The organism is Flavobacterium sp. P1_E4, from assembly GCF_056405915.1.
Window position 1 is genome coordinate 74,741 of record NZ_JBFUBE010000018.1, and the last position, 11,940, is coordinate 86,680.

The window sequence follows — 11,940 nt, forward strand, 5'->3', positions numbered from 1 at the left end:
AGTTTCCCAATATTCTTTATAAAAATTGCTCATTTTTTTTCTAAAATCTTGTTACAAAAAGAAGATAAAACAGTCTTACTTGCAATCATCAATCAAAACAATCAATCAAAAAACAAATTATGAAATTTAAATTACTTACGTTTTTCCTATTGAGTTTTATAGGAATTGCAAAAGCCGAAAACCCTGGAATTATCTCGGGAAAAGTAACAAACAAAGTAACAAACCAACCTGTAGAATATGCTTCAATAGTAATAAAAGATGCCGGAAAAGTAATTACAGGAATTGTTGCTGACGAAAATGGAAACTTTCTGATAAAGAACTTAGAGCTAAAAAAATTCACCTTAGAAGTAGAATTCATTGGATACAAAAAATACTCTACAACATTTGAACTGAGTTCTGCTAAAAAAAATTCGACCATAGAAATCCTTTTGGAAGAAGAAGCAACAGAACTGCAATCAGTTGATATTGTCAAAGAACATTCCTTAATCGAACAAAAGACAGATCGAAAAATCATCAACGTCGGGAAAGATTTACTAAGCGCAGGAGCAACTGCTGCCGAAATCATGAATAATATTCCTTCGGTGAGTGTCGATCCACAAACCAATGCAGTGAGCCTTAGAGGAAATTCTAATGTTAAGGTCTTTGTGGATGGTAAACCAACTACTGTTGATGCGGCTCAGTTATTGCAACAAATCCCATCTACTTCAATCAAACAAATTGAATTAATTACCAACCCATCGGCTAAATACAATCCCGAAGGAATGAGTGGAATTATCAATATAGTTTTAAACAAAAATGCCAAAATAGGTTTTAACGGAAGTGTAAACACTGGTGTAACCATTGGAGAAACCCCAAAATCGAATTCTTCATTTGACATGAATTACCGCAATGGAAAAGTGAATATGTATGCCAACTATGGTTTAACTACAGGTAAACATCACAATTATGGACAGGTAGAAACGTTTGATGACAATGGAGCTATTGAGAATACTCAAAAATTTGATTTTTCAAACGAGAACACAGCACACTTAGCCAAAGTGGGACTTGACTTTTATTTGAATGATACCAATACTATTTCTGTCTATACAACTCAAAACATCAGTGACGAAAATGGCCATTCACAAGTAATTGTAGATTTTTCAGCCCCTACTGAACCAAGTATTAATCAATTACTGGACACTAAAAACGATAATTATACACAAACTTATAATTTAGATTACAAGAAAAAATTCAAAAAAGAAGGTCATACCCTTGAATTTGAAGGTAATTACAGCAACAACGACAATACCGAAAACAGTGTATTCAATGATCCTAAAACAAACGACATTACCAACAAAGGCGAGAATGTTTTACTCAATTTAGATTACACCAATCCTTTGACAGAAACTATTAAACTTGAAGCTGGATTAGAAACTCGAATTGAAAATACTAAAAATAATTTTCTAGAGAATGGTGCCTACAATTCAAATTTCAATTACGAAAGAGATATTTACTCTGCCTATACCACTATCTCAAAACAGTGGAAAAAATGGAATGCACAAGTTGGGGCTCGTTTTGAAAAATACAATGCCGATGCTTTATTCAAAAAAGCAAATGAACCTGATGGTCCATTTAATGATAATTTATTCACTGTGTACCCATCTGGTTTTTTAAATTACACGCCAAATGACAATGATTCCTTTAATCTTAGTGTTTCAAAACGTGTGGACAGACCGAGTATCGACCAAGTAAATCCAATACGTGAATGGAGTACTCCTTTGATAGACTCAGAAGGTAATCCAGAATTAAGTCCTCAATTCACCAACTCGGTTGAATTGAATTATACCCGAAAAACCAAAATAGGTTCCATAACATCTGGAGTGTTTTACCGTCAAATCAATGACGAAATTTCAAGAACCCTTACTGAACCGGATCCTAACGAAAAACAAATTTTATCGTATGCCAATGTGGGTGATAATAATGCTTATGGAGTGGAACTTTCCGGAAATCTGGACTTCACAAAATGGTATACTGCCAATATTAGCTTTGATGCCTATAAGAAAAAAACCAAGGGTTTCGTAGGATTAGATTATGTGGAAGTGGATGTTACTACTTTTAACTCTCGCATAAGCAACACATTCAAAGCCAATAAAAATTTGCGCTTTCAATTGACAGGAATGTACCGTGGCGAAGATTTAGGATTGCAATTCCTAAGAAAACCAATGTGGAGAGTTGATTTAGGCTCAAGCCTAACCGTGCTTAAAGGTAGCGGAACCATAACAGCCAGAGTAACTGATTTATTTGACAGCATGCATTATGCATTTGATGCTACAAAACCTAAAGTACAAACTGGAGAATTCCATTGGGAAAGTCAAACTGCCTATGTAGGATTCAATTATCGTTTTGGAACAGGAAAAAACAAAGCAATTCAAAGAAAAGAAAGAGATAAAAATGAAACCCAAGGAAGTGGTGGGTTTTAAAGATTAGTTTTAATAATTAGGTTGCAAAAAAAAGAAACCCCAGAGTATGCCAACTCTGGGGTTTCTTGTATTTAATAAAGAATGTCATTGTGAACTTGATAGTTATCAAATTCCTAAATCAATAACAAAATAGACTACCATTTTATAATTGCACTTGCCCAAGTAAATCCACTACCAAAAGCAGCTAAAACCACAGTATCTCCTGATTTTATTTTTCCTTGTTCCCAAGCTTCAGTCAGGGCAATTGGAATAGAGGCTGCAGTTGTGTTTCCATACTTTTGGATATTGTTGAACACTTGATCATCATTTAATCCGAATTTCTTTTGAATAAACTGTGAGATTCTCAAATTCGCCTGATGCGGAATTAACATATCAATATCCGAAACCTTCAAATTATTGGCTTCCAAACCTTCGTTGATTACTTCTGCGAAACGAACCACCGCATTTTTAAATACAAATTGTCCATTCATATAAGGGAAATAACTCTCGTCATCTGGATTGTTGTCAGCAAGAATATCTGTTACCCAACGACCTCCCATACCTGGAGCCGTCACAACCAATTCTTCGGCATGAACTCCTTCAGAATGTAAATGAGTCGACAGAATTCCTTTGGTCAAATCTTCTTCTCTACTCAAAATAGCAGCTCCTGCTCCATCTCCAAAAATCACAGAAACTCCTCTTCCTCGCGTAGTCATATCCAATCCTGTTGATTGAACTTCAGAACCAATAACTAGAATATTTTTATACATTCCAGTTTTGATATATTGATCGGCTACAGAAAGTGCATAAACAAATCCAGAACATTGATTACGTACATCTAATGCTCCAACGGTTCTCAAACCTAAATCACGTTGCACTAAAACTCCTGGCCCAGGAAAATAATAATCGGGACTTAGTGTTGCAAAAACAACAAAATCAATATCTTCTGCAGCAACACCCGAACGCTCCATTGCAATTCTGGCGGCTTTTACCCCCATTGAAGTCGTCGTATCTTCTCCACGAATAATATGTCTTCTTTCCTGAATTCCTGTTCTTTCTTGAATCCATTCGTCATTCGTATCAATGATTTTAGACAGATCATCATTAGTCACTACATTTTCTGGGACATAATATCCCAATCCCGTTATTTTTGAATGGTACATATTTTTATTATTTTGTTAAAATCAAGGTTACAAATTTAAATATCTTTTAAAATATTCGATTACAAATTACTCATTTTTTAGTAATATACAATTACAATTTTTTTGGAGCTATTTACTGCTGTACACTATATCTTTTTTTCTCAAAAAAAAAGAAAAAAAGGATACCGTTTCCATCAGGGACAATTAACTGTAATAAAACACTATTTTTGTTTTAAATGTAACAAAATTTAGTTGTCCCGACATATCACTATATACTAATCAAAATATTCTAATTTATGAAATTAAGAATTTACTCACTTCTATTTCTATGTATTGGTTTACCTTTATTGGCACAAGAAAACCTAAACTACCAAAAACCGTCCAAATCAATATTAGATTTAGCCGATTATCAAAGAGCTCCTTCCGTTTCTTTGGATACCAAAAAAGAATACATGCTTTTGAGCTATAGAGCCACCTATAAAACACTAGACGATTTAAATCAGGAAGAAATGCGTTTGGGAGGTTTAAGAATCAACCCAATAACTAACATCTCGAGTACGGTAACCTACATAAACAATATCAAGTTAAGAAAGGTTGCCGACAAAAACGAGATCCAAGTTACAGGTTTGCCGGCCAATCCCCGAATCAGTAATATTGTATGGTCACCAAACGATAAAAAGATTCTGTTCTCAAATACCATTAATACAGGTGTTGAAATGTGGGTTTTGGATGTTGCCTCCGCAAAAGCAACCAAATTAACAGATGCAACAGTAAATGCGAATCTAGGAACTCCCTTTAGCTGGTTCAATGATAATGAGACTATTTTGGTAAAAATGTTACCTAAAAACAGAGCGGCATTATTAGATTCGAAAAAAGATTTACCAACGGGGCCGATCATTTCTAATTCGGAGGGTACAAAGTCCCAAAACAGGACTTATCCTGATATGCTAAAAAACAAAAATGATGAAATCAATTTCGAAAACATCATTACGTCTGAGTTGTATAAAGTAACTCTGGACGGAAAAGCAACTTTATTTAAAACTGCAGATATGTTTGCTGGTGAGAGAATTTCACCTGATGGTAATTATGTGATGGTAACAACCATTCAAAAACCATTTTCATATATTGTTCCAATAAATCGTTTTCCTTCAAAATGGGTGGTATATGACAAGAATGGCCTTGAAATAAAAACAGTAAATGAAGTGCCGCTAAACGAAATTATGCCAAAAGGATTCATGGCTGTCCGCAAAGGAAAAAGAGAAATGAGCTGGAGAAATGACAAACCTGCCACATTATCTTATGCAGTTGCTTTGGACGAAGGAGATCCAGCAAACAAAGTTGATTTTAGAGACGAAATCTTTTTATGGGACGCTCCTTTTTCGGCAAACCCAACTTCAATGGTAAAAACACCACAACGTATTAGTGATATTATTTGGGGAAATGAAACGGTTGCCATGGTATCCGATGAATGGTACGACACTCGAAATACCAAAACCTATTTGATTAATCCATCCGATTCCAATCAAAAACCAAAAGTGATTTCGGATAGAAATTCACAAGACATTTATGCCGACCCTGGAGTTTTTGAAACCAAAAAAAATCAGTACAATAAAAATGTATTAGCAATAGAGAACAATAATGCATACCTAATTGGTGATGGATTTACCAAAGACGGGCAGTTTCCTTTTATAGACGAATTCAATCTAAAAACATTACAATCAAAACGCTTATATACTTCCCCTTACAAAGATAAAAAGGAAGATATCTTGGAGATTGAAGATTTTAAAACCGGAAAAGTATTGGTTCAAATTCAATCCAAAAACGAATACCCAAACTATTATTTTAGAAACATCAAACAAAAAAACAACCTAACTCCTATTACTGCTTTCGTTAATCCATTTGAAAGCATTAAAAATGTGAGCAAAGAAGTGATCAAATACAAACGAAAAGATGGTGTTGAATTATCTGGAACTTTGTATTTGCCTGAAGGGTATGATAAAGTCAAAAAAGAAAAATTACCTTTATTGATTTGGGCATATCCAGCCGAATTCAAAGATAAAAGCAGTGCTGGGCAAAGCAATCAGAATCCAAATGAATTTACGTTTCCTTATTATGGATCGTTTGTATATTGGGTAACCAAAGGATATGTTGTTCTTGATGATGCTTCTTTTCCAATTATTGGTGAAGGAACTACAGAACCAAATGATAATTTTATCACACAATTAGTAGATGATGCCGAAGCCGCAATCAATGCCGTGAATGCTTTAGGATATATCAACACCAAAAAAGTAGCTATTGGCGGACATTCATATGGTGCCTTTATGACAGCCAATTTATTAACGCATTCCAATCTTTTTGCCTGCGGTATTGCCAGAAGCGGCGCTTATAACAGGACTTTAACTCCATTTGGTTTTCAAAGTGAACAACGTAATTACTGGGAAGTTCCAGAAGTATACAATACAATGTCACCATTTATGAACGCCGATAAAATGAAAACACCATTACTTTTAGTTCATGGTGAAGCTGATAATAATCCTGGAACTTTTACTTTGCAAACAGAACGCTATTTTCAAGCTTTAAAAGGATTAGGCGCTCCAGTTAGAATGGTTATATTACCGAAAGAAGCTCACAGTTATGTGGCCAAAGAAAATATTTTGCACTTATTGTGGGAACAAGATCAATTCTTGGAAAAATATTTAAAAAACTAAAACCGGAATACATTTCAATAAAAAAGAGACAGCCTAAAAACTGTCTCTTTTTAATATACTTTAAGATTTAGAACTGCCTAAATAATCTTCAATAACACTTCTTGATTATATTCTAGAGCAGTTTCATGTTCAAAGAAAATAGCTTTTCTATCAAAAGCAGCTTTTATCAAATAACGGCTTCCTTTAAAAAAAGATTGTTTTACTACTGCTTGCATAGAACCGTTTGGATCAATTTTTAACTGATGCGGATACAATAAAATAATTTCATCTTCTCCTTCTATTGGTATTAATTGTGACAATCTCAGTTCGTTTACTTCGCCAAAAAGAGAGGCAACATATTTATTCAAAGGATAATTATAAACATCAGCCGATGGGCCTTTTTCCATGATTCTTCCCTGGTGTAAAACTATCGTTTCGTCAGAGAAAGAAAGAGCATCAACACTATCATGTGTTGCTATGAAACAGGTGATTCCTTTTTTCTTTAGATAAGCGAACAGATTTCGGCGTAAAGCATTTTTTCTAAAATTATCAATATGGCTAAAAGGTTCATCCAGTAACAACACTTCTGGTTCCAAAGCCAAAACTCTAGCCAATGCAACACGTTGCTGTTGTCCTCCACTCAATAATTTGGCTTTCACATTAGCAAATTCGGTCATTTCAACCATTTCCAGTAATTCTTGAATGCGCAGTTTTTTTAAGGGTAAAAAACCATTCGAAAGAAACTTACCTACATTTTCAGCTACCGTTTCATAGGGCATCAAATCAAAATCCTGAGCCAAATATTTCATAAATGGCATTCCTGGAATCAAATTATATTTAGGTCCTCGAATCTCCGTTTCATTATAAAAAATGTGCCCTTCATTTAGGTCATACATACCGTAAATAAGTTTTAAAAGGGTACTTTTTCCACAACCACTTTCCCCAAGAATAGCAATATTCTGTCCTTTGGCAACTGTGAAATCCACATTTTGAATAATGATTTTTTCGGTATATCCGAATGAAATATTTTGAACTTGAAGCATTCTATAACATTAAAATTTGAGAGAACAAATATAGTTTCTTTAGCAAAGATAATATGTTGATAATTGATTTATATCCAAAAAAAAACTGCTTCATAATAAAGCAGTTTTTTTTCAACATTCTCAGATGTTATTATTGTTTCTTTTTAGCGTCTTCAACCATTTTTTGGTTTGCAGTAATTGCAAATTCTACACGACGGTTTTGACTTTGACCTTCTTTAGTATCATTTGAAGCAATTGGGTCTGCAATTCCAAATCCTGATGTTTTGAAACGGCTTGCCACTAATCCTTTTGAGATTAAATATACTTTTACTGATTCAGCTCTTTTTTGAGAAAGTGTTAAGTTGTATTCTGGTTTTCCTGTATTATCAGTATAACCAAAAATTTCAATATTAGTATCTGCATAAGAATTAAACACAGGTACTAATTTATCCAAATTGGCTTTAGCCTGAGAAGTCAAAGTAGATTTGTTCACATCAAAACGAACAGCGTTCTCATTTAAAGTTAAATGAATTCCTTCACCTACTCTTTCAACATCGGCACCTGGCAAAGCTTGATCAATCTCTCTTGCTTGCTTGTCCATGCTGTTTCCTATCAAAGCTCCTGTTCCACCACCAACAACCGCTCCAATAGCAGCTCCTAATGCAGCGTTTCCACCTTTTCCAATATTATTTCCTAACACAGCTCCAAGAACTCCTCCTGCAACTGCACCAATTCCTGCTCCTTTTTGTGTGTTATTAGCATTCTTTACAGAATCACAACCTGTAAAAAGAAAACTCAATACTAATAAACTACTTAATCCTAAAATCGTTATTTTTTTCATCTTATTTTTTATATTATAAATTAGTTAACTTTTTGAAATTGGTAAACAACATCCGTAGGTTTGTTACCTACATTTATTTTGTCGATCAATTCAAATGATGTTTCTGATTGGTTTCTAACTCCAAGAACAAAACCTGTTTTCACATTTTTAGACTTCAATCCTTCGTCTAGAATTTTAAGAACAAACTGTCCTTCTTTATTCACATACCAAGTGATATCAGATGTAAAAGCGGTACAACTAGGACTATTCAAAGTCATATTCCCTTTATTGTTATTCGAAATAAACTTCCATGTACTTCCTACAAAACATTTTGAATCTGCAAGGTTAAAAGAGTTTATCTTAATATAATCAGAACCTGGATAAGAAACACTGACAATCTGCCAATTCCCTTTTATTCCTACTTGAGAAGTCTTATCTAATTTTGTCATAGGAGCATTAGAAACTGGCTCTGGAGTAGCAGGCGCAGTAGCCGCAGATTTACATGCAAAAACCAAAATGGCCATAGTGCATATTAAAAGAATTTTCCTCATTTTTTTTCAATTTTTAAATTAATGTAAGTACAAAGGTACATATCAAATCTATTAAAATTTATTTTTTTATTTATATAATTTACTTACGCTTAATTAATTTTGAAGCAAAAACACTGGGCCTCTTTTGGTTAGCATTGGTCCCGCTATCCGTTACAATCTTTTGTACCGAACCCCGGTACAAAAGGATTTTCACTACTATCGGGGCTAAGGAGGAAACATTTTGCTTTTTTGCCATCATCAAAAAAAACAAACTCAGTTTACCAATAAAAAATACATCATAAATACAGTGCGTTTCTTTTTCTATCAATAACGTTTTTTAATACCCCAACAATCCGCAAACTTGTCATGGATGACAATGTTGGGTATAGATGTTGGATAACAAACAGGCATCAACTTTTCGATATTTTTAAAGAAAAATTAATTTACTTGGTGATAAAGGCATACTAAGTTAGCCTTTATACATAACTATATTAGTATTTAAGCATAACTTATTTAGTTTTTATTATATATAAAACTAGTATTAATTACCAATTGAACTGGCTAAAATAACCAATAAAACTAGTAATCTCAACCAGTTAAATTATGGATAAAGGATAATCTTATTTGCATTTTGTACAAATAATACTAGCATTTAATACTATTTAACAGAAAAAATAATATATTTGATTAACAAACTATTCGCAAAGACATGGTAGAACACAAAAAGAAATTTCTGCAAAAGCGGGATAACGATTCCCCTTCATTGGGTAATTACATCAATTGGCACTTCCAAGAAAACAAGATCAAAAAGAAAATCGTATCAGACTTTCTAGGAGTTCTGCCTACAACACTTAATGGTTATTTTAAGCAGTCCTCTTTTCAATTTGCAATATTATGGCGCATCTCGCAGGCGGTGCAGCATAATTTTTTGATGGAACTGGGCGAAAGATTGGCAATACCCTATGAAACCAAAGCAGAAAAGGAATTAAAAACCCAACTTGCCGAGAACGAAAGACAAATTGAAACATTACAAACACAACTGGAGGTGTTTAAAAAGATACACAAGATTGCGTGATTACAGTAAAAAATAGCACATAAATAAAAAGTCTCTTCGGTGATTTACAATCGTTTTTGACTATTTTTGAGAAACAATAAAACGAAACAAACTTTCGTCAATCTACCCAATTTTGGGTGTATAGTAGAAACTTTGTAGCGAGTATAAACGAATTGGCAGTAATATTTAAGACCCTCTACAAAATGAGAAACATTTTAAAATCATCACCTTTAAGCATCCTTTTATTGTTGCTTGTTAGCTGTGATCCTCCGCACACTATTGACTTTATCAACAGAACAGAATCTCTAATCAAAATTAAAATTAAAGTAGGTGCCAATAATACAAGTGAGAGTCTAAAACAAGTTTCTGTAGACAATTCAGTTGTTTTTGCGATAGCACCAAATGGAACAAAAAGCCTATATTGTGGAATGGGAACGTGGTCAGATAAAGAAGTTGATGAAGAAGCCAAATGCATTGAAAATATAGAAATTGAAACTAAGGATATCAAGACCATTTATAAAAGTACAAAGTCAATTACTGAAATTTTAAAAGACAACAGAAAAGGATGGTGGTGGAAAACGAAAATAGAAATAGAAGTTAAATAAAAATGACAAACGAAAATCCGAATTTAAAGCTTTTAAGTATTTCTGCAATTTATACTTTATCCACAGTTTCTATGTGGGTTCTATCTAAAAATGACGAAAGTGCTTCTCTAGGTTATTTGTTCATACTTGTTATTATATGGATTGTTTTGACAATAATAATGGGTATCATAATTTGGAAAGACAAAGTAAAAATCAAAAAGTGGAATTTGTTAATACTTATATTTTGTACACCTGTTCCTTTTATTTGTTTCCTTTCGGCAGGTTCTAAAGAACAAGTCAGAGGAACTTGGGAATACAATAAAAATAATCATCGCATAAAAGAAATCACATACGAAGACCGAAAAGAATATTCATCAAGCGTTGATGAAACTACAGAAGAATACCCTATCCCGGCAAATAATAAATATCACCTTGACAGTATTGTTTATTATGGAGAAAATTCGGAAATAATTGAAACTAAACATTTCAAGTAAATAGAAAATACTACTACCACCAGCCACTACAACGGATTTGGGCAATAGGCTTAATGGAAATTTGGTTTTGTATTTGGGATGATTTGACAAATCCGAAGAATGGGCTTAATTTAGTCCCAAACCCGCTGTAGTAGCAAGACGTTAGCTGTAACCCAAAAATAAAATGTACAGAAAAATATTACTCCTTTTAAAAGACCAACTTCATAATTCAGGCAATTCTCATTGGGAGCAATGGATTGACAGAGATATTTACGAATGGGACAATTCAAAATCAACTTCACATCATAAAAGCGCATTTGGCGGAATGGGCTCAATTAATGATTTATCAGTTGGTGGACAAGGAAAGATTGGTATGTGGAAAGACAATATGTTTGATATTTTGAAAAGTATTAGTTGGACATATACAGCAACAAATAAAATACAATTTCCGAAAACTATTGCTAGTAATATCGAAGGAGTAATTTGTAGAGATTGTTCATACTCTGAAATTTCTGAAAGTGGAATCGAGCGTTACATTTCAAAGAAACATTTACCGAAGATTATAGCTAACATTTTACCGACTGACCAGTTTTTTGACTTGATTGATTTTGATATACTGACTAGTAAACCAGAAATTGAAACTGACAGACAAAAATTAATATCGGCTTTAAAAGAATTTAAAATCAATTACTCAAAAACAAGTAATTGGTTAAAAACTTGCCCTAGATGCAATAGCAATAATACTTGTGTTTATAGATGGGACGTTTCAGATAGTGACGACAAAATCATTTTGACAAAAAGTAAAAATAATTTATCAATCAAAGCTGACAAAACAGAACTTACGTGGTGGAAACGACTAATGGGCTACAGCTAACACACGCTACAAGCAATTTGGGTATTTGGCTTAATTTAAATATGGTTTTGTGTTTGGAAGATTTGGCAAATCCGAATAATGGGCTTAATTTAGTCCCAAACCGCTTGTAGCGCGGGGACGTCAGGCTGTGAAAAAACCTCTTTTTTTTCTCAAAATCTTCAAATTTTACAATCCTACAATTCAAATAAAGCCTTCTGAGAAGGCTCTTTTTTTAAGCTACTAATTTTATCGGATAAAAATTGTGCCTTGCATTTAGCTTTAAATAGATCACTTTTATTAAAAACAAGACTTTTGCCTTGTAGGGTGAGTTCCATTT

General features: G+C 33.4%; 10 protein-coding genes. 6 read left to right on the forward strand and 4 right to left on the reverse strand.

Translation table 11 applies throughout. The annotated features are described in order from the left end of the window. The first annotated feature begins 119 nt into the window (after positions 1–119). Positions 120–2,459, forward strand: a complete 2,340-nt coding sequence (locus AC1DY0_RS15340; protein WP_477189455.1) for a TonB-dependent receptor — start codon at positions 120–122, stop codon at positions 2,457–2,459. A gap of 134 nt (positions 2,460–2,593) precedes the next feature. Here AC1DY0_RS15340 and AC1DY0_RS15345 read toward each other — a convergent pair whose 3' ends face one another. After that, entirely contained in the window at positions 2,594–3,601 is a 1,008-nt protein-coding gene (locus AC1DY0_RS15345; RefSeq protein ID WP_477189456.1) for a 3-oxoacyl-ACP synthase III family protein, read from the reverse strand. Positions 3,602–3,876: 275 nt separating this feature from the next. Between AC1DY0_RS15345 and AC1DY0_RS15350 the strand changes: the two genes are divergently transcribed. Next, a complete protein-coding gene (locus AC1DY0_RS15350) occupies positions 3,877–6,288 on the forward strand; it encodes an alpha/beta hydrolase family protein (RefSeq protein ID WP_477189457.1) in 2,412 nt (803 codons plus the stop codon). Between the two features lie 77 nt (positions 6,289–6,365). On the opposite strand, the gene AC1DY0_RS15355 is transcribed toward AC1DY0_RS15350, so the two are convergent. The 3 genes from AC1DY0_RS15355 to AC1DY0_RS15365 form a co-directional block, all read right to left on the reverse strand. Beyond that, positions 6,366–7,310 (reverse strand): ABC transporter ATP-binding protein, encoded by a 945-nt coding sequence (locus AC1DY0_RS15355; protein ID WP_477189458.1) that lies wholly within the window; start codon positions 7,308–7,310, stop codon positions 6,366–6,368. A gap of 130 nt (positions 7,311–7,440) precedes the next feature. Continuing rightward, positions 7,441–8,130 (reverse strand): YiaD family glycine zipper/OmpA-like lipoprotein, encoded by a 690-nt coding sequence (locus tag AC1DY0_RS15360; protein WP_477189459.1) that lies wholly within the window; start codon positions 8,128–8,130, stop codon positions 7,441–7,443. Positions 8,131–8,150: 20 nt separating this feature from the next. After that, a complete protein-coding gene (locus AC1DY0_RS15365; protein ID WP_477189460.1) occupies positions 8,151–8,660 on the reverse strand; it encodes a lipocalin family protein in 510 nt (169 codons plus the stop codon). A gap of 688 nt (positions 8,661–9,348) precedes the next feature. On the opposite strand from AC1DY0_RS15365, the gene AC1DY0_RS15370 reads away from it, so the two are divergent. From AC1DY0_RS15370 to AC1DY0_RS15385, 4 genes are all read left to right on the forward strand, one after another. Further along, complete coding sequence (locus AC1DY0_RS15370; RefSeq protein WP_477189461.1) at positions 9,349–9,714, forward strand: transcriptional regulator; 366 nt, start codon at positions 9,349–9,351, stop codon at positions 9,712–9,714. A 182-nt stretch (positions 9,715–9,896) separates the two neighbouring features. Further along, positions 9,897–10,298 carry a hypothetical protein gene (locus AC1DY0_RS15375; protein ID WP_477189462.1) on the forward strand — a complete coding sequence of 134 codons (402 nt, stop codon included), beginning with the start codon at positions 9,897–9,899 and terminating at the stop codon, positions 10,296–10,298. Between the two features lie 2 nt (positions 10,299–10,300). Continuing rightward, positions 10,301–10,771 carry a hypothetical protein gene (locus tag AC1DY0_RS15380; RefSeq protein ID WP_477189463.1) on the forward strand — a complete coding sequence of 157 codons (471 nt, stop codon included), beginning with the start codon at positions 10,301–10,303 and terminating at the stop codon, positions 10,769–10,771. A 163-nt stretch (positions 10,772–10,934) separates the two neighbouring features. After that, a complete protein-coding gene (locus AC1DY0_RS15385) occupies positions 10,935–11,624 on the forward strand; it encodes a DUF6966 domain-containing protein (RefSeq protein WP_477189464.1) in 690 nt (229 codons plus the stop codon). Positions 11,625–11,940 lie beyond the last annotated feature (316 nt).

Bases quoted from the DNA above. Each gene is read 5' to 3' on its own strand.
- AC1DY0_RS15360 (WP_477189459.1), bottom strand. From the start codon at position 8,130: ATGAAAAAAATAACGATTTTAGGATTAAGTAGTTTATTAGTATTGAGT.
- AC1DY0_RS15375 (WP_477189462.1), top strand. From the start codon at position 9,897: ATGAGAAACATTTTAAAATCATCACCTTTAAGCATCCTTTTATTGTTG.
- AC1DY0_RS15350 (WP_477189457.1), top strand. From the start codon at position 3,877: ATGAAATTAAGAATTTACTCACTTCTATTTCTATGTATTGGTTTACCT.
- AC1DY0_RS15345 (WP_477189456.1), bottom strand. From the start codon at position 3,601: ATGTACCATTCAAAAATAACGGGATTGGGATATTATGTCCCAGAAAAT.
- AC1DY0_RS15370 (WP_477189461.1), top strand. From the start codon at position 9,349: ATGGTAGAACACAAAAAGAAATTTCTGCAAAAGCGGGATAACGATTCC.
- AC1DY0_RS15365 (WP_477189460.1), bottom strand. From the start codon at position 8,660: ATGAGGAAAATTCTTTTAATATGCACTATGGCCATTTTGGTTTTTGCA.
- AC1DY0_RS15340 (WP_477189455.1), top strand. From the start codon at position 120: ATGAAATTTAAATTACTTACGTTTTTCCTATTGAGTTTTATAGGAATT.
- AC1DY0_RS15380 (WP_477189463.1), top strand. From the start codon at position 10,301: ATGACAAACGAAAATCCGAATTTAAAGCTTTTAAGTATTTCTGCAATT.
- AC1DY0_RS15355 (WP_477189458.1), bottom strand. From the start codon at position 7,310: ATGCTTCAAGTTCAAAATATTTCATTCGGATATACCGAAAAAATCATT.
- AC1DY0_RS15385 (WP_477189464.1), top strand. From the start codon at position 10,935: ATGTACAGAAAAATATTACTCCTTTTAAAAGACCAACTTCATAATTCA.